Annotated in this window: 15 protein-coding genes and 1 pseudogene; 11 read left to right on the top strand and 5 right to left on the bottom strand. The window is 63.2% G+C overall.

The features are described 5' to 3' along the window. Nucleotides 1-353 (top strand): annotated as a pseudogene (locus NE591_RS09185) (serine/threonine protein kinase); the annotation flags it as partial. Nucleotides 354-635: 282 nt separating this feature from the next. Next, entirely contained in the window at nucleotides 636-1,994 is a 1,359-nt protein-coding gene (locus NE591_RS09190) for an MFS transporter (RefSeq protein WP_041714334.1), read from the top strand. A 91-nt stretch (nucleotides 1,995-2,085) separates the two neighbouring features. Here NE591_RS09190 and NE591_RS09195 read toward each other — a convergent pair whose 3' ends face one another. Next, nucleotides 2,086-2,817: a cytochrome c3 family protein gene (locus tag NE591_RS09195; protein ID WP_256156608.1), complete on the bottom strand. Its 732-nt coding sequence runs from the start codon at nucleotides 2,815-2,817 to the stop codon at nucleotides 2,086-2,088. A 33-nt stretch (nucleotides 2,818-2,850) separates the two neighbouring features. Beyond that, a complete protein-coding gene (locus NE591_RS09200) occupies nucleotides 2,851-4,557 on the bottom strand; it encodes an FAD-binding protein (protein ID WP_256156609.1) in 1,707 nt (568 codons plus the stop codon). A 242-nt stretch (nucleotides 4,558-4,799) separates the two neighbouring features. Here NE591_RS09200 and NE591_RS09205 point away from each other — a divergent pair, with 242 nt between their 5' ends. From NE591_RS09205 to NE591_RS09215, 3 genes are all read left to right on the top strand, one after another. Beyond that, nucleotides 4,800-6,362: a helix-turn-helix transcriptional regulator gene (locus NE591_RS09205; protein WP_256156610.1), complete on the top strand. Its 1,563-nt coding sequence runs from the start codon at nucleotides 4,800-4,802 to the stop codon at nucleotides 6,360-6,362. A 432-nt stretch (nucleotides 6,363-6,794) separates the two neighbouring features. Then, the gene (locus NE591_RS09210; RefSeq protein ID WP_256156611.1) at nucleotides 6,795-8,108 is read left to right on the top strand and encodes a hypothetical protein; all 1,314 of its coding nucleotides are present in this window, start codon (nucleotides 6,795-6,797) and stop codon (nucleotides 8,106-8,108) included. 83 nt (nucleotides 8,109-8,191) lie between these two features. Continuing rightward, the gene (locus NE591_RS09215) at nucleotides 8,192-9,385 is read left to right on the top strand and encodes a pyridoxal phosphate-dependent aminotransferase (RefSeq protein ID WP_256156612.1); all 1,194 of its coding nucleotides are present in this window, start codon (nucleotides 8,192-8,194) and stop codon (nucleotides 9,383-9,385) included. Between the two features lie 94 nt (nucleotides 9,386-9,479). Here NE591_RS09215 and NE591_RS09220 read toward each other — a convergent pair whose 3' ends face one another. Next, nucleotides 9,480-9,662, bottom strand: coding sequence for a hypothetical protein (locus NE591_RS09220; RefSeq protein WP_223900529.1), 183 nt, complete (start codon nucleotides 9,660-9,662; stop codon nucleotides 9,480-9,482). Between the two features lie 9 nt (nucleotides 9,663-9,671). Continuing rightward, entirely contained in the window at nucleotides 9,672-11,468 is a 1,797-nt protein-coding gene (locus NE591_RS09225; protein ID WP_256156613.1) for a LuxR C-terminal-related transcriptional regulator, read from the bottom strand. A 217-nt stretch (nucleotides 11,469-11,685) separates the two neighbouring features. Between NE591_RS09225 and NE591_RS09230 the strand changes: the two genes are divergently transcribed. Both NE591_RS09230 and NE591_RS09235 read left to right on the top strand, forming a co-directional pair. After that, nucleotides 11,686-12,285: an iron-sulfur cluster assembly scaffold protein gene (locus NE591_RS09230; RefSeq protein WP_114548661.1), complete on the top strand. Its 600-nt coding sequence runs from the start codon at nucleotides 11,686-11,688 to the stop codon at nucleotides 12,283-12,285. 2 nt (nucleotides 12,286-12,287) lie between these two features. Continuing rightward, complete coding sequence (locus NE591_RS09235) at nucleotides 12,288-13,415, top strand: hypothetical protein (RefSeq protein WP_256156614.1); 1,128 nt, start codon at nucleotides 12,288-12,290, stop codon at nucleotides 13,413-13,415. 456 nt (nucleotides 13,416-13,871) lie between these two features. Here NE591_RS09235 and NE591_RS09240 read toward each other — a convergent pair whose 3' ends face one another. Then, nucleotides 13,872-16,031 carry an aldehyde ferredoxin oxidoreductase gene (locus NE591_RS09240; protein ID WP_022739251.1) on the bottom strand — a complete coding sequence of 720 codons (2,160 nt, stop codon included), beginning with the start codon at nucleotides 16,029-16,031 and terminating at the stop codon, nucleotides 13,872-13,874. 303 nt (nucleotides 16,032-16,334) lie between these two features. Between NE591_RS09240 and NE591_RS09245 the strand changes: the two genes are divergently transcribed. Genes NE591_RS09245 through nrfD form a run of 4 tightly spaced genes read left to right on the top strand, consistent with a single transcriptional unit; the run spans nucleotide 16,335 to nucleotide 20,751 of the window. Then, on the top strand, nucleotides 16,335-17,078 hold the full coding sequence (locus NE591_RS09245) for a 4Fe-4S binding protein (protein ID WP_227070511.1): 744 nt from the start codon (nucleotides 16,335-16,337) through the stop codon (nucleotides 17,076-17,078). Nucleotides 17,079-17,099: 21 nt separating this feature from the next. Beyond that, nucleotides 17,100-19,304, top strand: a complete 2,205-nt coding sequence (locus NE591_RS09250; RefSeq protein WP_227070512.1) for a molybdopterin-dependent oxidoreductase — start codon at nucleotides 17,100-17,102, stop codon at nucleotides 19,302-19,304. After that, on the top strand, nucleotides 19,304-19,846 hold the full coding sequence (locus NE591_RS09255; protein WP_227070560.1) for a 4Fe-4S dicluster domain-containing protein: 543 nt from the start codon (nucleotides 19,304-19,306) through the stop codon (nucleotides 19,844-19,846). Before NE591_RS09250 ends, NE591_RS09255 begins: the two co-directional genes overlap by 1 nt. 5 nt (nucleotides 19,847-19,851) lie before the next feature. Beyond that, a complete protein-coding gene (nrfD, locus tag NE591_RS09260) occupies nucleotides 19,852-20,751 on the top strand; it encodes an NrfD/PsrC family molybdoenzyme membrane anchor subunit (protein ID WP_114539321.1) in 900 nt (299 codons plus the stop codon). Nucleotides 20,752-20,880 lie beyond the last annotated feature (129 nt).

Raw genomic sequence — 20,880 nt, forward strand, 5'->3', positions numbered from 1 at the left:
TGCCCGAGCCGCAGCGCGCCATCTTCGAGGCCAACGACTGGCAGATCGTCGAGGCCGCCCAGCCCGCGCACACCGAGCCGCCGGCGCTGTGCTACTCCTCCGTGTGGCTGTCCATGAACTGCCTGGTTCTCGACCCGAAGACCGTCATCGTGGAGGCCTCCGAGGTGCATCAGCAGGAGCAGATGGACAAGCTGGGCATGAACGTCATCCCCTGCGACCTGCGCGACGCCTACCCGTTCGGCGGCGGCCTGCACTGCTCCACCGCCGACGTCTACCGCGAGGGCGAGTGCCTCGACTACTTCCCGAACCGCGTCGAGGATCCCACCCTCGTGCGCCCCGAGATGTGGAAGTAAATCCCACTCGCAGCTCACGCGATGCGTTTGCGAAAGGAGTCCGCTTCGGCGGGCTCCTTTTTTGCGCGCTTGTCGCTGGAAGTTGAATCAAGCTCCCTGCTCTATTGGCCATGATTCCAGGTCACGACTGAAAAAGAGGATTTGTGCGACTAACTATTTCGCCATTCCCGTCTGCATAAAATGATTCCTATGGTAAGGTAAACACTTAAGTCAGGGCCTTATTGAAAGGAGAAGCCATGACCGGAACTTTCACAACAGAGGGCTTGGGGTTGGGTGATTACTATGGCATCTAGCACCAACGAAGCGGTACAGCCGGCAACGACGTACGCTGAAGCGACCGAAGCAGAGAAGCACGCCGTTCTGCGCAAGGTGACGGGGTCTTCCTTCCTCGGTAACTTCATCGAATGGTTCGACTACGCGAGCTACTCCTATTTGGCGACCGTTATCGCCATGGTGTTCTTCCCGGCGGAAGATCGTGCCGTGGCCGTGATGAGCACCTTCGGCGTGTTCGCGCTCTCGTTCCTCGTGCGTCCCATCGGCGCGATTTTCTGGGGCAACATGGGCGACAAGAAGGGTCGCAAATGGGCGCTTTCGGTGTCCATCTTGCTGATGAGCGGCGCGACCTTCCTGATCGGCTGCTTGCCCGGCTATGCTGTCATCGGCGTGGGAGCCCCGCTTCTGCTTCTGCTGCTGCGCATGGTGCAGTCGTTCTCGGCGGCGGGCGAATATGCTGGCGCTGCCACCTTTATCGCGGAGTACGCGCCGCATAACCATCGCGGGTTCTACTGCTCGATGGTGCCGGCCTCCACGGCAACAGGCCTGCTCGTGGGCTCGCTTCTGGCCACGTTCATGTTTACGGTTTGGGGCGCCGATTCGTCCTTCGTCGTCGACTGGGGCTGGCGCATCCCGTTCTGGCTGGCGCTTCCCTTGGGCTACATCACCCACTACATCCGTACCCATCTGGAGGATTCCCCGGTGTACGCCCAGATGCAGGAGCGCATGAAGGAAATGGGCGAGAAGGTGGAGCATCCCATTCGCACGCTGTTCACCAAGCATCTCAGGGTGCTGCTCATCTCGTTCGGCGCCTGCGTGCTGAACGCCGTGGGCTTCTACGCGGTGCTCACGTATCTTCCGAACTACTTGGAGACGACGTTGAACTACCCGCCGAGCGACGCGTCGACGATCACCACCATCGTGCTCGTCGTCTACATCGCCTTCATCTTCCTGTCTGGCCGCATCTCCGACAAGGTGGGCCGCAAGAAGATGCTCATCGGAGCCTGTGTGGGCTTCATCTTGTTCACGGTGCCGGCATTCATGCTGCTCGGCACGATGAACTTCTGGGTCATTCTGATCGTCGAGCTGTTCATGTGCCTGTTGCTCACCATCAACGATGGCACCCTGGCCAGCTACCTCACCGAGACGTTCCCGACCGACGTGCGCTACTCCGGCTTCGCCCTTTCGTTTAACCTGGCGAACGCCATCTTCGGCGGCTCGGCCTCGTTCATCTCGTTCTGGTTGATCGACCTTACGGGCAACGCCATTGCGCCGGCCTGGTACATGGTGGCCATCGCGGTCGTCGCGTTCATCGCCATGTGCATGACCCACGATCATTCCGGCAAGAAGCTGGACGACGTGAAGTAAGCTTGTGCTGCCTTGCAGCGACAAACGAAGGGCCTCCCGCGGGAGGCCCTTTTTGCGCTATCGGTTCTGGAAGTTGGCCAACGTGTGGCGGTTAGCTTTCGGCAGACGCTTTCACGCCGTTAAGCTCATTGGACTCTCTCATGGAGAGCCACCCTTCAGGCACCTCGGCCTGGGCGTGGCACTGAGTGCAGTACATGACCGAAGCGCGATGGGCCTTGTGACAGGTGGTGCATTCCAGCTCTTCGTGATGGGCCCAATGGGGGTTATAGGTGCCCATGTCAGCGGTCTTCTCATACAGATCGTCGCGGGTGAGGTTGTGGCAGGCCTCGTTCAGGCACAGCTCGTCGGCGTCGCGGCCCGATGCCTTCGTCAGCTCGCTGGCGGTACGCTCGACGAGCGGGAAGTTGTAGTTGCCGGCGACCCAGGCTGCGCCCTCGCCGATCTGCTCGCTGAGCGTGGGCACGTGGCAGTCCATGCAGTCGTTGCCGAGCTTGCCGTGATAGGCGGCGAGCATGGTGTGCGGATCGGCCACCTCGTTGCCCCACTTGTCGGTGGCGGGGCTGTTTAGGTCGGATTCGTAGGTGGCCAAGTAGTTGTCCATGGGGGTGTGGCAGATGGCGCCGCAGAAGCTGGGCTGCTCGTGCCAGACCCACATGCCGACCCCAGCCACCACGAGGATGGCCGCCACCACGGCCACCACCACGGCGGTGCGCCGTCCATGGCGCTGGGGGGCAGGGGAGGCGCCGGCGGCCTCGGGTGTGCCGGCGATAACGGGGTCGTGCTCGGTGGCCGAGGCCGTCGTGGGGTTCTTCTCTTCGCTCATGGTAATCGCTCCTTTCAGCAGGTGGGCTAGGGGCTAGGCGAGGTCGCCGGCCAGCAGACGGGCCACATGACGGCCCTCGGTGCAGGTGCGGCCGCAAGCGCAGGCCACGATGTACTCGGAGTAGTTGTCGGAGTAGAAGCAGCCAGACACGTCGCCGGCGGCATAGAGTCCCTCGATCACCGAGCCGTCAGCGGTGAGCACCTGCATGTCCTCGTTGATGCGCAGGCCGTCCAAGGTAGTAAGCAACGCACCCCCGAACCAGCAGCCGTAGAAGGGCGGCTCGATAATCTTCGAGAGGCGGTGGGGCTCCTTGCCGTAGTCGGTATCGACGCCCGACTCCACGATGTCGTTGTAGTGAGCGATGGTGTCCATGAGGCGCTGTTTCGCTTCGCCTTCAAAGCCGAGCAGCACGGCCAGCTCGTCCAGGCTGTCGGCCTTCTGCATGAGACCTGTGCCGCCATCCATGGCGATGAAGTCGTCGAGCGGCATGCCCATCTGCATGAAGGCGGTGGTGTAGGCGGCGCAGCCCGTGGTGCCGAAGCGCAGGATGTCGTCTACGGCGTTGCCGTCGAAGATCTGGCACCATACGCCGCCGGGCTGGTAGCTGGCCGCATTGCACAGGGTGTCATAGGGCAGGCTTTCGTTCACGAAGCGCTCGCCCTTGCGGTTCACCTTCAGGAAGGGCTGGCTGCCGATGTTGAGCTGGTAGTGGGTGGCGGGGAAGTGCTCGCGCCCATCGGCGTCGGTCACATAGCCGCAGTCCACGCCGGCGGGCACGGCGCCGCGATCGAAGATGACTGGCGCGCCGTTCACGTCCTTTATGCCACCGGCCCAAAGCCCTGCCCGCAGGCCGTAACCGTCGCAGCGCGGCGAGTAGCTAGCGGCGGTACAGCAGGCAGGGACGAGCGGCAAGTTCGCGCGGATCATCTCGGGGTTGGCTGCGTAGCCGCCGGTGGCCAGCAGCGTGCCCTTGGCGGCGTTTACGCGCACGAGGCCCTCGGGCGTGGCGAACACGGCGCCGGTGACGCGGTTGCCGTCGTGGTCGAGCTTCACGAGATCGTAGTTGTAGCTGATCTCATGCCCGGCCTCCTGGATGTGCCACTCCAGGATGTCGTTGCGCATGGGGTATTCGTAAGTGGGGTTGAAGAAGTGCTCGATGGTGGGGGCGAAGTAGTAGGTGCCGCCAGCGGGATGATCGGCCTCCATGGGGGTGACGCCGAGGGTCTTTCCGTTGGCCTCCATGATGGGGGTGATCCACTCGATCATCTCCTTGCCCTCGCGAAGCCAGGTCTTGATGACGCGCTGGTCCACGCGGCCCGAAGCATAGCGCGTCAGCTCGTTGAGCACCTTCATCTCATCGACTGAATCGGCCACTTCCAGGGCGTACTTGGAGTTGATGGCGCCCACGTACTCGCGGGTGTCGCCCACGCTCGTGCCCTTCTCAGCTACGATGAAGTCGAGGCCGAGGTCGCTCGCGGTGCCGGCGGCCATCATACCGGCGTTGCCGGCGCCGATGACGAGGAAGTCGGTGTCGCGGGTGGCCACAATGTCGGCATCGGCCACAGCGGGCTCTTCGCCGAGCCAGTAGGTGTGGGCCTCTTGCGAGGCGGTTTCGGGATGCGGGGTTTCCTGGGGGCGCGGCGCGCAGCCGGCAAGCGCCCCGGCGGCAAGCGCCCCGGCCCCGGCCAGCATGCCGGCCTGCAGAAAGCCGCGGCGGGAAAGTCCGGATGAATCGGTCATGGTGAACCCTCCTTCGTTCGGGGCCGGTCCCGCGACGGGCGCCGACCGCATGGTGGATGTCTCTCCGGCTACTACCTTAGAGCTCAAGCATCGATGGCGCCCCACATCGTCGGGGCGGTTTTTCGCAATTCGTCGGAAAAGCTGCAGGGTGGGACATCCCACATTCAGAATGTGGGGCGCAGATGGGGCTTCCGTGGTAGGATGGGCCGGCCAGATTAGCGCGCGCGACAAAGAGGGGTGCTATGGTAGACGAGGTGCGGCCGGCAGGCGAGGCGGGGGTTTCCTCTGCAAGATCGGGCGAGAACGCCCGAATGGCGGCTTCAGTGCGGGTGGCCGCGGCCATCGCCTGTGCCCTGTTCAGCTTCCTGGCTACCAATGGCAGCATTTACCCGGGCTTGGTGTCCATTGATCCGTGGGTGCGCGAATGGGCGACCCTGTTCGGGGTCGTGGTGCTCGCGGCCCTCGTGGTCGTGGCGCGCCATCGCCCCGGATGTCTGCATCCGCGCTTGTTCAACGGCATCGCCCTGGTGTCGGTGACGGGCTATCTTGTGCTGGACAGCTGCGGCTTCGCCTGGGCGAGCCCCGGTCTACTGCTGGCCGGCTCGTTGCTGGATTCCCTTGCCGAGGCGTGGCTGTTCGTGCTGGCCTATGTGGCCTTCGCGCAGTTGGAGGCGGCGCGGCGGCCCGTGGTGGCCATGACGGCGTGCCTGTGCGCCTACCTGCTGCAGCCCTGGGCGAGCGCGCTTGGGCCGACGGCCGCCGTGGCGGCCAACGCCGGCTGCTTCGCGGTGCTCTTCCTCTGCGTGCGGCCGCTTGTCGCCCGTCCGCTGCAGGAGGCCGCGCGTTCTGAGCCGCAGGCCGAGATGGCCGTGGCGAATCCCCAGTCGTTTCTGCCGACGGGCCATTTGCTGTTCGTGACCATCTTCGTGTTCAGCATCGCCCAAGGTCTCGTGATAGCGCTGCCCGGCCCCTTCAACGACGCGCCGGCCCTGCCGGTGGCCTTCATACCGCTCGCGGTGATTCTCGTGATGTACCTGGCGCGGGGGCGCATGCCCAACGCCGACGGCCTGTTTGCCCTGTGCGCTTTGCTCATCATCGCCGGCATGTTTCTGCAGCCGAGCGATCGGGTGGTGTCGGGGGGTGTTGCCTCGGCTTCGAACACGCTCATTGACGCCGGGGCCTCCTGTTTCAACCTGCTGCTTGTCCTGCTCGTGGGAAGCATCGCCGGGCGCAACCGTGTGACGGCGCTGCCCACGGCGGCGCTCATGCTGGCGTTGTACTGGTCGGGGGTGGGCGTCGGTGCTGTGCTTGGCAACAGCGCCATGACGCTGCTCGGCTGGACCGAGGAGGCGCTCGTGTGGACGAGCTTCGCGAGCGCCATGGTGTTCGTGGCGTTCTGCTTCGTCGTTTTGAAGAATGTGAGCTTCGTCGAGGCTATCGGGGCCATCCGGTCGCCGGAGCCTCTGCGACCTCCGGTCGTGATGGAGGTGCGTGGGCGCCGCGATGGAGCTTGCGGCGAAGGTGCGGAAGCGACACGACCTGGTAGGGAGATGCCGTCCGGGATGTTTGCTGGGGTGGCCTCGACCGAGGAGAAGTGCGCAGCGGTGGGCGCCGAGTATGGACTCACGCCGAGGGAGGGAGAGGTGTTTGCGCTTTTGGCCCAGGGACGCACGGTGGGTGTCATTCGTGAGAAGCTCGTCATATCGCTGAACACGACTCGCTTTCACACCAAGAATATCTACGTGAAGTTGGGGGTTCATTCTCAACAGGAGCTTATAGACGTTGTCGAGGGCTTTAAGCTCTGACAAGTGTCAAGACGCAAGAAACCCCGCTGCGTTTCAAGGGCTTTCGCAGCGGGGTTCTCACCTCAGAGAGTTCTGCGGAGGGCAGCCGCAGGGGATTTGGGCGGTTAGCGCCCTGGAATTAGCGGATGATGACGGGCCAGTCTCCCATAATGGGCCTCCTCTGGTCGTTTGCGTATTCGCTGATTTCACTATAAAGTCCCGTTCTTCAATTATCAATATCTAAATTTCTGATAATAACTTTGGTATAAAATAATAATAACATTCTCAGTTATAACTATCTTTAAGATCAACTTTTGATAATAGGAGACTCCGAAGCTGATAGAATGAAAGAGGGAGAACTCAAGGAAAGGCGGCGCGATGGCGGGGAAGTCTGCGATGCGGGGAAAGACGGAGGCGGTGCCTCGGTCGACGAAGGCGACAAAGCGGCTCTCTGTGGACGAACTGGTGGCCTTTATGAGCCTGCCCATATTCTACGAGCTGCGCACGGCGGTGGACGTGGGCATCCTGCTCTTTGACGACTTGGACGAATACGATCTTCCCGAGGGCTACTCGAAGGAGGATATCTGGCGCATCCTGCTCGCTGTGCGCAAGCAGGCCGCCGTGTTCGTCCCCGAGGATCCGGAGCGCACGGCCGACATGTGGATGGTGACCACGAGCTCGCTGTCCTTCAACACCGAGATGCTGGAGGTGCGCTCGAAGGAGGACTCCTCGCTGGCGCGATCGCTTAGGGATATGCAAGGCTCTCCTTTCGTGACGCGCTTTATCGAGTGCACGCTGATGCGCGGCCTGGCGGACGAGGGCATCGCGATGGACGAGGAGCGGGTGCACGAGCTGTTCGCGGGCGCGCCGCCACTGACGTCCCTCGATCAGCTGGTGGCCAACTACTTCCGCCTGTCGAGCGATTGCGACAGCTTGGCGCGGCGCGCGGTGACCCACGGGCTCATCGAGACGCTGTACTACGAGCTTTCCGAAGGGGTCGATTTGTCCGAGCTGCCCGAGCGGGTGCTCGCGCCGTTGGATCCGCGCTTGGCGCCTCCGGAATCCCAGGTGCTGATGGATCTGGTGTGCCAGCGAGCTTGTGCCGCAGGGGACGACATGCGCTTTGGCCCTGTGCTGCGGCTGCTCAACATCAGCTGGTTCTTCCGCTACTTCAACGTGCTGCCGCGCCTGAACGTGCTCGTGGGACTGCTTTTGCGGAATATTCTGGCGTTGAAGTGGGGTTTTCCCGTTCTCAGCTGGATACCGGAGGGTTTCGATCCGACCTTGGCGGAGGCGCCGGTGGATGCGGCCCGCTACGAGGCGGTGTTCGAGTCGTGGTCGACCGACTACGGTTTCGGCTTCGACTTCACGCCCTATTTTGAGCTGAACGTGCGCCTGTACCTGCGCGAGCTGGAGGGGCTGGCGGCTTCCATCACTTATCTCGAGCAGCTCAACGAGCAGATCGAGCGTATTCTCGAGTCCCACATCAACGCGCGGCAGAAATCCATTCTCGCGGCGTTGTGCCGCGAGCCGGGCGCTCTTCTGCGCATCGCGCCGCATCAGCGCAGCTTCCGCATCGCCTATGGCACTGCCCGGGCCGATTTTCTGGGGCTTGAGCGCGAGGGGTATTTGGTGCGGGAGCAGGAGGGGCGCGCCTTCGCCTTCCGAGCCCATCCCGATTTGCAGGAGAAGATCGTCCAGCTGGGGGTCGCTGTGGTCGGCTCGGCGGAGGCGAGCTCGGGAGAGGGCTCCGTTGTAGTATCCTGAGGGGGAACGAAAGAGCCGACGGAATTTAGGGCCGATGGGGCCAGTCCGCGCGGCGGCTGGCGAGGGCGTGCGAAAGGACTGCCATGATCAACGAGAAGATGTACGGGCTGGGCGACGAGCCGAGCGCTATTCGCGAGCTGTTCGCCTACGGGATGGCCCGCAAGGCCGAGATCGGTGCCGAGAACGTGTTCGACTTCTCGATCGGCAACCCCTCGGTGCCGGCACCCGGCTTGGTGCGTGAAACCATGTTGAAGCTTCTGGATATGGATCCGGTGACCCTTCATGCCTATTCGCCAGCGGCGGGCCTGCCCGAGGTGAAGGGGGCCATTGCGGCGTATCTGTCCGAGCGCTACGGCACGACGGCCACGCCGGGTCACTTGTACCTGACGGCCGGCGCCGCGGCGGCTTTGGCTTCATCCATTGCCGCTGTGACCCATCCGGGTGATGAGGTGGTCGTGGTGTCGCCGTACTTCCCCGAATACCGCACGTGGATCGAGGCGGCCGGCTGCACCATCGTGGAGGTGCCGGCGGCGGTTCCGAGCTTCCAGCCCGACATCGAGGCGCTGCGCGCGGCCATCGGCCCGAAGACGAGCGCCGTGATCATCAACACGCCGAACAACCCGGTGGGCGCCGTGTACACCCGCGAGAGCCTTGAGGCCCTGGGGGCCATGCTGCGCGAGCGCGAGGAAGCGCTGGGACGTCCGCTGTACCTCATCAGCGACGAGCCCTATCGCGAGATCACCTACGGCATCGAGGTGCCCTGGGTGCCGTCGATCTACGCGCGGACCATTGTGTGCTACTCCTATTCCAAGGCGCTCTCGCTTCCCGGCGAGCGCATCGGGTGGGTGTACGTGTCCGATGCCGCTGACGACGGCGATGCGGTGGCGGTGGCCGTGGCGGGCGCGGGACGGGCGCTCGGCTACGTGTGCGCGCCGGTGCTGCTGCAGCGCGTGGCGGCTCGCTGCGTGGGGGAGCCGTCGGACGTGGCCGCCTACGCGGAGAACCGCCGTCTGCTGACTGAGGGGCTTTCCGCGCTGGGCTACGAGTACGTGGAGCCGGACGGCGCCTTCTACCTGTGGGTGCGCGCCCTGGAAGAGGACGCCCAGGCGTTTTCCGATCGTGCCAAGGAATACGAGCTGCTCATCGTTCCCTCGGACAGCTTCGGCGTCGGCGGCTGGGTGCGCCTGTCCTACTGCATCGCCCGCGACACCATCGAACGCTCGATGCCCGCATTCAAAGCCCTGAAGGAGAGCTACGAAGCCAAATTGAGTTCGTAGCCATAGCGCGCCCTCGTTTTCTCAGATTTATCCAAGCCGACCGCTTTAGGAATTTGGTTGGTGCGCTTCTCGTCATTTTCCAAAGAAAGTGGCTCTACTTACGCTTGCGGTGAGCGAGCCAGAAGAAGCCGGCGCTGGCGACGATGAGACCGGCGAGGGTCGCCACGCGGCCTACGCTGGGGTCTTTGTAGCCGATGGCGAAGACACCGAGGCAGAAGGCGGCCATGATGGCGCAGAGAATGCCGAGCCAGCGCAGGTAACGTTGCTTCTCTTCCATGAGGGCGTCCTAGCTTCCGTAAGAATTGAGGTACTCGAGGATTTCCTGGCGCGAGTGCATGCCGCACTTGCTGTAGATGCGCTTGATGTGGCTGTGCGCGGTGGCGGGGGTGATGAACAGCTCTTCGGCCACTTTCTTCTGTGTGTGACCCAGCGCGTAAAGGGTGAGCACGTCCATCTCGCGGCTGGTGAGCAGGAAGTGCTCGCCCATGCGCTCAACGTTGCGGCGCATGGAATCGGACAGCTCGCCCATGGTGGACGGGGAAGGGGCAAGGGAAGACTCCAGGGCAGAGGAGGGCGAAGAGCCGAGAGGCGACGGCATTGTCGCCGAGGGGGAAGGCGAGGGCGTGGAACCGGGGGAGGCTGAGGCGGGGTCGATCTGGAAAAGCTGCTCCCGGATAGCGGCGCACTCCTCGTTGCAGCGGATGCACTGGCGCGCCTCGGCGGCCTTCAAAGCCTCGGAGGCTGTTTGCTGGGCGGTGGCCTCGCGTCTCGCGGCGTTGAATACGACGCTCTGTAGCGTTTGCTCAGCTTCCGCCAGCGCCGCCGCCGACTCGGCCGCATCGGCTTCGGCCTGGCGCATGACTCGCTCGTTCTCGGCCTCCAGGCGATCGGCTTCCGCAGACGATTCTCCGCGCTCGGCGTGCATGAACTGCACGAGAACCACTTGGGTGGAAATGAGGACAAGAGCCCCGAGAAGCGAGTTGATGAGCAGATCGTTGCCGGCCAACGGGTAGGTGAAGTACAGCAGCATGCGGGCGAGGGAGCGTGAGCCGAAGCAGATTACCCAGCCGCCCATGGCGTAAACATAGGGGTCGCGGGTTCCGAAGCTGGTGAAGGCGATGATGACGTACCAGCAGTAGGCGCAGATGACGATGTTCAGCGTGTTGACGGCCACGGCCCTGATCTCCCAGTGGTAGGGGAAGGCGCCGAACAGGACGAGGCTGAGGGAGGCCAAAAGCGCCATGGTGATAAACGCGTCCACGGTCATGACGCGTTCGCGGCGGCGCACGACGAGAAGCATGAGCAGGGCGCATATCAGCATGGCGCACAAGGCGTAGGCCAGCCGCGAGCTCCAGGTGAAGGGGATGGGCAAGCCGTCGGGATAGCCGCGGAGAAAGCCGTCGACGAATCCCAGAAGCGCCATACCGACCGCGCAGGCGGCGAGGAATCGGGAGTCCTGGATGTTGCTGCGGGCGAACGTGAAGAAGGTGCGGGCCCGACGGTGCGGCCGCTCCGTGGGATGCTCGGCGCGCAGGCCGGCCGGGCCGAGGAAGGCGAACTGGGCCACGATGAGCGCCATGCCGATGATGTTCTGCGCTCGGGTGGGCAGAAACGAAAGTAGGTAAACGATGCCGACGCTGATGAAGAAAGCCGAGAACACGAACAGGGCGGCCGTCACTTCGTCGGTGCCGCGCAGGCAGCGCAGCCAGTAGAACATGCACAGCGACAGGGCCAGGGTGCTTGCAATGCTGAGGGCAAAAGCCGTGGCCACAAGGGCTTGATCGGCGCTGTCGAGCAGGGAGAGGGCCATGGAGGCTCCAGCAGCGACGATGATGCTCCCTACCATGATCCATTGCACGGCGGTAGCGCCGAGCTCGCGGCGAGATCGCGAGAAGATGAGCAGCGCCACGATGAAGAGCGCGCAGGTGACAAACATGGAGCCGTCGGTGAAGATGCCGTCGTCAGTGGAGGCGTAGCTGCCGTAGCACGCCACGATGAGAGCCGTGCGTGCGCAGATGATGCCTGCGAGCATGGGCCAAAAGGCCTTCGCGCGGCTTAGAAGTCCGCTCACGACAACGCTCATGAATCCCCCTTTCGCCCGATGCATGTTCCATCATGGCTTTCCCGCGATTCCCCATCATAGCTCTTTTTCCGACTTGTGCGCGGGGAATCTTGGCTGCGGCGAATCTGCCGAGGGAGCCGTTACGTTTCCGCAATCTGACATCGCCTGAAAAAGGGGAGGGGCGCAGCGGAGGTTCTGGTAATCTTGCAGGTGGACAATCGAAGAAGAGGAGGAGCCCATGAGCGAGGGTCGCGACATATACCACGAGCCGAAGCAGAAAGTGCTGCTGCGCACGGCCGATGTGTACCAAACCGAAGTGGACGACGAAGTGGCCGGATACTCGGACAAGCTTCTGGCCATTGTGGCCGACTACCACAACGGCGGTCGCCCCGAGGGGATGAACGCCCAGGCGATGGTCGGTAAGTCGAAGCGCGGCGAGGTGGCGTTCCGCTTGTTCGGACGCATCAATCCCGAGACGCGCGTCATCGAGGCCGCCGGCTTCAAGACGCGCGGATGCCTGGCGATGACGGGGTGTGCGAGCGCCACCTGCTCGATGATCGAGGGGCGCACCTTCGACGAGGCGCTGGCTCTCACGATCGAGGATGTGCGGGAGGCCGTGGGCGGCGTTCCCGCTGGAAAGGCGAACACACTGACGTTCTCCGTGGAGGCGGTGCGAGCGCTCATCGGCGACTTCCTCGCACGGGAGGGGGCCGGTCTGGCCGAGCTTGATGCGGTGGTGCCCTGCGACTCCTACAGTGTCGCCTGCCTGATGTGCGAGCACTGCTCGCTGCGCGATACGCGCACCGACCTGTTTGTGGCGGCCATGGACGGTGAGTAGCCGTGCGCGAGGAAGACGAGATCCGCGCTGCGGTGATTGAGTTGGCCCGCGCCCAGGCGGCCGGCGAGGACATCGCCGACGCGCTGCCCCATGGCGAGGCTCTGGCCACTGCGGGTGCAGCGGCCGATGGTGAGGTCGCAGATGACGCCCTCGACCCCGAGCAGGCGCGTCGGGAGGCCATTCTGGCAGTGCTTGACGTGGTGCGCGCGGCCTCGCGGGAAAGCCTCCTATCGTGTCCCTGCGAATGGGAGGCTGCCGGTCTGGTGCCCCCGTCGATGATGCCCGAAGACTTGGAAATGGCCGTCTACGATGCGCTTATGGAATTCGGCGATCCCAACGGCTCGCGCGATGCGGGCGACGTGGAGGGCCCCGATGCCGGAGGCGCACCTCGCCGCGCCGCCAACAAGCACGTGAAGTCCGCCTTCTCCTCCTCCAACGGCCGCCCCGTGGGCGCATCCCCCTTCAAACGCAAAGCCGTCTCAGCGGATGCGGCAGAGGTTGGGACGGAGCGATCGGCGAAGGCGAAGCCGAGCGGAGAGGCTGAGTGCGTCGATCGGGCGAGCTCCGCGACAGAAGAAGACGTCCGAGGGGCTGGCGGGTGCCCTGACCGAGCGAGTTCCGCAGCGAACGAAACAGCCCAGTGGGCTGTTTCGCAGAGCGAGGACTGTTTGAGCGAATCAGGGTACCCGCCAGCCCCGCCCCAGGAGACTTCCAACCAGATTCCCGAGGAAGACCCGCATCCCGAGTTCGCGCACATCCGCCTGCTCATGGGTGCCGAGAGCTACTACCTCTACGACGATTCGGCCATGACCGACGCCTACGCCCGCTGGGCGTTCCTCGCCGCTGAGGACGACCCCGTGGCCACCTTCATCGAATGCGTGCGCGAGGAGTCGTCGGTCTACCCCCGCCCCATGGCGCGGGAGAGCTTGGCCAACGACCCGTTTCGCATGAAGGCCGAAGCGGTGGAGGCGGCCTTCGCTGAGGCCCGCGCGCAGGGTCGCGCCGACGACATCGAGCGCGTGGAGGCTTCCAACGGCGACGTCTACTTCTATTCCACGACGTATTTGACTCCTCGCCGCGCCCAGGCCCTCGCCGAGTGGGACGCCGTCGAGCGCATTCGCAACGTGTAAGACTTGCCTGCCCAAGCCTCGGCGGTTCAGTCTGTGAGCTGCGCTGTCGAAACCGTAGCTCGACCCGTATTTTTGTCGCGCTTTTCAGATGAGTTGGACATTTTTGTGGGTCGGGCTGCGGTGTTTTAGGCGACTAACTTTCCAAAAGAACAAGAAATACCTGTTCAGGGCATCGGGCTTGTTGTTCGGGCGAAGACGACCCGCAGCCCGAGAGGCAAAAATGTCGTAGGCGCTCTTCTCTGATGGCAAAAACACGCCTCGTGCTACGGGTGCGTGCAAAAAAGGAGCCCCCGCAACCGGTTTGCGGGGGCTCCTTTCACGAAGGGGGAGCTCCTTCGGAGCTCGCGTTAGAAGGGGTCGGCTATCAGGTGAGGTGATGCCGCTTGGGAGGGGCGACCGAGGTCGCCCCCTACGGATCAGCCTTCAGCGCAGATTGGTTTCGCTCTGCGCATCTCCCTAGGCGTCGGGAAGCAGGCCGAGGGCGGCGAGGTCTTCCTTCACGTCGGGCATGTCGTAGTAGTCCAGGCACTCGGCCGTCGGGCAGCCCAGCTCGGGATCCCAGCCAAAGCATTCGTACATCATGGTGAGGGCCGTTTGGAAATCCTCTTTGTCCATCTTGTTGGTGCCCTCGGTGAACACCTCGATGTCCGGATCCATGGTGAAGGGCCACTCGGTAACGACGTCGTGCACGTTGCGGAAGTCATTGGTACCCATTTGCCCGTTGGCACCCACCATGCCGCGCGCGGTGTTGGCTCTCTGCAGCGTGGTGATTTTCGCACCCATCTTGTACAGGTCTTCCGTCGTCACGTCTTCGCCGGTGACGGCCTTCATGAATTTGGCCTCCAGATCCAGGTCGCCGCGATAGTCGCGAGCCTTCGTGGGGCTCATCGTCATGGGCCATACCCAGTTGCACAGCGTGAGCGAGTCGTGCAGCACGTCGGTGACGATGGACCACCAGGCGAAGTTCGCTTTATACTCATTCATGGGGGTGTAGTTCTTGTCCGGATCGATGGCGCTCGCGTCGCCCCACACTTCGGCCGCGATCTGCTGCTTAAGCTCGAAGGGCAAGCCGCAGCCCTGGAAGTTCACGGCAGAGTGGATCATGTCGTCGCGGTTGAAGACCATGTTATAGAGCAGGCCCACCTGTCCGAAGCACTCATGGGCATGGTGCACCGGCCAGCCGCGCACGTTGATGAGCGTGGAAGCGGGGGTGTTCCACCAGTCTGGATCGTTCCAACGCTCGGTCCAGACGATGGGGCCGTGGCCGATGTAGGCGATCTCCGAGTCGTTGGCGGCGATCTTCGCCAGAAGGGGCGGCACCATGGAGGGGTCGTTATTCTTGAAGCCCTCCCAATTGATTTCCGCGTACTCCTCGGGGGGCAGCACCTTCTGGAGCAGGCCCGTAGCATAGCAGTGGGCGATGTCGCGGTAGATCTGCCCGTAGTTGCACCACAGGCCCAAATCGTCCATGGTGGAGCCGAATACCTGATCCCAGATGAGGGCGTCTTCACTGCCGGCTTCAACGGAAGTGTTGTCGCCTAAAATCTTGATCATGTAGTTGGTGAACGGGAAGTTCGGCACGCAGGTGTTGCCCGTGATCTCGTAGCCGCCGTTGGCCGCCGAGGCCGGCACGCGCAAGTCGGAGTAGCAATGGATGGGGCAACTGTGGCAGCCGTCCATCTTGATGGTGTACTTCTCGGCCTCTGGGCCTTCGTCTTTGAAGGCCTTCATGCAGCGGTAGCCCACGGTGTTGATCTCGCCGGGCTTCGGCTCGCCGGTGTCGATGGGGCCGCCTTCGGCCAGCGCCCAGGTCAGTCCCTTCTGGGCCGTCCAGCGGCTGCCCTTGTCGAAGTACTCGGCCCACTCCTGCTGGGTGGAAGGTACGACGTGGTTGTTGTTGGAGCCGACGATCTCGCGCAGCATGTAGTCGGACAGGTCGGCCACCTCTTGCGGGTCGGCCACGTAGATGGGCTGGCTACCGCGCACGACGAGCGCCTTCAATTTCTTCGAGCCCATGACGGCGGCGGCTCCAGCGCCGGCGGAATGGTTGCGGGAATTGATGATGCAGGCGTAAGGCAGCAGGTTCTCGCCGGCAGGGCCGATGGTGGCCACGCAGAAGTCGGTGCCCTCCTTGCGCGAGAGCGCCTCGGTGGTGGCGCGGGTGCCCTGGCCCCACACCTGATCGGCGGGCTTGATCTCAATGTCGTCATCGTCGATCTTCAGGTAAACCGGTTCGTCGGAAGCGCCCTCGATGACGATGGCATCCCAGCCGGCCTTCTTGATGGCCGCACCGATCATGCCGCCGGTGTGGGCGTCAACAACTTGATGATCGGTGGTATAGGTGGAAAGGGAGGCGATGGTGGTGCGGCCCGCCAGGGGAACACCGGTGGCGGTCAGAGGGCCGACGGCGAACACGATCTTGTTCTCCGGGGAGAGCGGATCGGTGCCGGCGGGCACTTCGTCGTACATGATCTTGTTGGCTATTCCCATACCGCCCAAATACTCTTTATAAGGGTCGGTGGGCGAGACGGAAACGGTTTTGTCGGTCAGGTTGACGCGGAGGATCTTGCCGGTCCAGCCATAGGACTTGTTGGGATCCAATTTTGAATCAGCCATGATGAAGCTCCAAATCTCTTCGTGTACTCATGTTGCGTGGTACTAGGTCGTCGATCTGGAGTAATCGTCGCGTACGAGTATAAGGGAGGGCAATTTTACCCCTCTCCCCTCAATGAGGGGATCTTTTTCAACGGAAACATGACGGCCCCTCTACGGCCGGGTGAGGAGAAATCAAACGTTCGGTAATCCCCCTCAAAGAGGGTACACAGCTTCTTCATTCATGACTATGATGCCCTCTGTTGCGTGGCGTCGCGATCTTGAGTTCTCTCTGAGACAAGCATGAAGTTACAAGGGGGAGTTCAAATGTCTGACACCCAGAAAAATGAAACCGTGGCCACCGAGCAGCCGCCCGCGGCTCCGGTGTCCGCTACCGAGCCCGGCTCTGCGCCGGCCTCCGAGAAGAAGCAGCCCTTCTTTACCCGTCGCACCGTGCTCGCCATGACTGGTTGCGGCGTTGCCGGCCTGGTGGTCGGCGGCGTGCTCGCCTCCTGGGGCGTGACCACCGCCTCCATTGCCTCGGGCCGCATCGAGCTGCGCACCACTCCTACGAAAATGATCGTCACCGACCGCGCTCGCTGCTCCGGCTGCCAGCGCTGCGAGATGATGTGCACCCTGAAGAACGACGGCGCGACCCAGCAGTCCATCGCCCGCGTGCGCGTGTGGGACAACTACAATTTCGGCTCCGGCGTCGATACCAACGACGGCATCTTCGGCAACTGCCAGTTCACGGTCGCCTCCTGCAAGCAGTGCGTCGATCCGCAGTGCGCCAAGTACTGCCCCGTCCATGCCATCCACTCCGATGAGGAGACCGGCGCTCGCGTTGTCGACGAGGACGTGTGCATCGGCTGTGGCATGTGCTCTGCCGCCTGCCCTTGGAACATGCCCCACATCAACGCCCAGACCGGCACGTCGACCAAGTGCATCTCCTGCGGTCGCTGTGCCGAGCAGTGCCCCAACGGCGCCATCAAGTTCATCGATTGGGAGGATATTGCCCAGAAGGCCATCGACGAGGGCGTGGTTTCCACGGCCACCATCGTCGAGGCTTAAACGATAGAGAGAAGGACCATTATGTCAGGACACGCTTTAACACGGCGCAGCTTTTTAGTTGGAAGCGCCGGGGTGGCTGCCGTGGCCGCCGGCGCGGGCCTTGTGAGCTTGTCGGTTCGCGGCGAAGCCGATGCTGATGCCGAGACGGATAAGCGAACCGAAGTGGTGCACTCGCTGTGCAATTCCTGCTCGAGCAAGTGCGGTTATTACGCCTACGTCGTAGACGGCGAGCTCACGAAGCTCATTGGGGATGAGGCCCATCCGAACGCGCAGGGCAAGTTGTGCGCGCGCGGGTACGGCTATTCCCAGATCGCCTATTCGCCCGATCGACTCACCGACCCGATGAAGAAGAACGAAAACGGCGAATTCGAAGTAATAGGATGGGATCAGGCGCTCAGCGAGATCGGCCAGAAGGTGAACGATATCATCGCGCAGTACGGCCCCGAGGCGCTTGCCATGGTGCAGGATCCGCGCCCGTCGGGCAAGTACTACACGAAGCGCTTCATGAACGCGCTCGGCAGCCCCAACGTGTACACGCACGGCGCCGCCTGCAACCTCTCCAAGGAGTCCGGGTTCACGCAGGCCATCGGGGCGGCCAACTTCGAATCGGATGTGGCCAACTCGAAGATGACGATGTTCATCGGCCGCAGCTATGCCGACGCCATCCGGCCCAGCTCGGTGGCCGCGCTGCAGCAGGCGCACGAGAACGGCGCGCACATCGTGCTGGTGGATCCGCGCCTGAACAACAGCATCGCCTTCGCTGACGAGTGGGTGCCCATCAACCCCGGCACCGACCTGGCGCTCATCTTGGCCATGTCCAACGTGCTTATTAATCGCGATCTCTACGATGCCGAGTACGTGGCGGCCAACAGCGTCGGATTCGACGAGTGGGCGAGCGCCATCGCGGGCTACACGCCGGAATGGGCCGAGGGCATCACGGGCATTCCCGCTGCCGATATCGAACGGCTGGCGCTCGAGTTCGCCGAGGCGGCCCCCGCGGCCTCCATCGAGCCGAGCTGGCGCGGTGCCTTCGGGTGCTCGTACGCGAACTCGGGCGAGACGGCGCGCGCGCTCTGCCTGTTCAACACGCTTCTGGGCTGCTGGAACCAGCCCGGCGGGGCGCTGTTCCTCCCCAGCGTGAAGGCGGGCGATCTCGATCCGGCGAAGTTCCCCGAGGTGCCGAAGGTCGAGGCGAAGATGTGGGGCGCCGAGGAGTACCCGCTGGCGCTCTCTTCCATGGGCACCAACCTCTACGTCGCCGAGATGGCGAAGGAGGGCAAGGTCAAGGGCCTGTTCTTCTACAACTCGAACATGGCGGCCGGCTATTCCAACCCCGCCCAGCTGGCAGAGGACTTCGCGAACCTCGATCTGATGGTCGTCGTCGACGTGCAGATGTCAGAAACCGCGATGCTGGCCGACTACGTGCTGCCCGAGTGCAGCTACCTGGAGCGTCGCGAGCTGCCCGAGTTCGTGGGCGGACGCGTGCCGGTTGTTTCCCTGCGCGATCAGGTGCTCGAGGTGATTCACCCCAACACGCGTCCGGTGGACGTGATTTTCACGCAGCTGGCCGAGGCGTGCGGCGTGGGGCAGTACTTCCCGTTCACCGTTGACGAGCTGGCCGACGCGCAGCTGCGCAGCGTGGGCACGAGCCTCGATGAGCTGCGCCAGGTCGGCACGATCTCGTTCCCCGAGAAGGCCTATGCCTACGGCAAGGTTCCCGAGTGGAAGACCCCGACGGGCAAGATCCAGTTTACGAGCGAGGCGTGCGAGGCGGCTGGATTGTCCGCGTGCCCGGTGTGGGTCGAGCCCCAGGTGATGCCGAACGAGACCGTCGGCGAGTTCCGCCTCATCGGCGGCAAGCAGGCCATCCACACGCATACGCAGACCGCCAACTGTGAGCCTTTGATGGACATCACGAAGTCCTACGGTCTTGACCGCATCTGGATCAACGCCGAGGTGGCCGAGCGTCTGGGCATCGCGGACGGCGACGAGGTCATTCTGTCGAACACGATGGCCGAGGGCCCCATCAAGGTGAAGGTGACCGAGCGCATCAACCCGACGGCCATCTACATGCCCTCCCACTATGGTTGCAAGTCTCCCGATCAGCACACGGCTTACGGCGTGGGCTTGAACTTCATGGACTTCGTTCCCTTCCACATGGAACCGGCCTATGGCTCGGCCATGACCCAGGAAACGTTGGTTTCCGTGCAGAAAGTAGGTGAATGATGGCACGCTACGGAATGCTCATCAATACCAAGAAGTGCATTGGCTGCTATGCCTGCCGCACGGCCTGCCAGCGCCAGAACGACCTGCTTCCCGATGAGTCGTTCATCCGCTTTGAAGAGCGCGAAGTGGGCAAGTACCCCAACGTGACCGTGGAGCACATCCCGCTGCAGTGCATGCACTGCGAGGACGCGCCGTGCGCGAGCGTGTGCCCCACCGGAGCCGCGCACATGGGCTCCGACGGCATCGTCGAAGTGGATCACGGCCGGTGCATCGGTTGTCTGTACTGCATGGCCGCTTGTCCCTACCAGGTGCGTACGCGCAATTCGAAGACGGGCGAGGTGGACAAGTGCCGCTTCTGCACGCTTTCTTCCTATGAGAACGGCACGAAGATGTGCTCGTGCGTCGATGCCTGCCTGACGGGCGCCCGCATCTTCGGCGATCTGGACGATTCCGACAGCGAGGTTTCCAAGGAGATCGCGCGTACGGGTGCGGCCCCCATCGCCGGCGATCTGACCCGCGCCAAGATCTATTACGTGAGGTGATTGACATGATCTACGAACCCATTTGGGGCGCCATCATTGCGTGGTACCTCTTCCTGGCCGGCTTGGGCGGCGGCGCGTTCGCAACGGCGGTGTTCGTCCGCTACCGCCATCCGGATTGCAAGCGCCTCATGCGCGTCGGACGCCTTATCGCGCCGATCGTGGTTATCATCGGTCTGTGCTTGTTGATGTTCGACGCTGCCGCGGGCTTTGCTCATCCGCTGCGCTTCGCGCTTCTGCTTACGAACTTCGGATCGGTAATGACCTGGGGCGTGGTGTTTCTGGCGGTGTTCGTGGTCGTCGCGCTCATCGTGCTCGTGCTTGATTTGATGAAGCGCGAGGTGCCGATGTGGCTCGATTGCGTGGGGCTCGTCATGGGCCTGTGCGTCGCCATTTACACCGGCTGCCTGCTCGGCGTGTGCCAGGGATTCCCCCTGTGGAACAGCGCGCTTCTGCCGATTCTGTTCCTCGTGTCCGCCGTGTCCACCGGCATGGCCGCGGTGCTGCTCGTCGGCGTGTTCTACGCGCCTGACGAGTTCAACGAGGTCGTCGTCATGAAGAAGTTCCACTTCTGGCTGCCCGTCATCGAGTTCGTGCTGGTTGCCGCGCTGCTGTTCATCACGGCGTTCAACCCCAGCCCCGCCGGCTGGGAGAGCGTGATGTCGCTGGTGGCGGGCAATTGGGCCGTCGCGTTCTGGTTGCTGTTCGTCATCGTGGGCCTGGTGCTCCCGACGATTTTGGAGTGCTGGATGCTGTGGCTGGCCAAGCACGAGTTCGAGACCTCGCGCACGGGCCAGATGATCAGCGCCCTTTCGGATGCGGGCGTGCTCGTCGGCGGCTTCATGCTGCGTCTGCTCATCGTGAGCGCGGCGGTGCCGATCACGATCATTCAGCCTTGGATGCTGTAAGTTCTTGCGATACCCACTCCTTGCAAAAGGCGGCCTTAGGGCCGCCTTTCTTGTGGGACGGCTCGGAATTTTTGTTTCGCGGCCTTGAAGGGAGCAGGTTTCGGAGAGGGCGGCTGCGGAAGGGTGCAG

This window comes from Adlercreutzia sp. DFI.6.23, from assembly GCF_024462535.1.
Lineage (GTDB): Bacteria > Actinomycetota > Coriobacteriia > Coriobacteriales > Eggerthellaceae > Adlercreutzia > Adlercreutzia rubneri.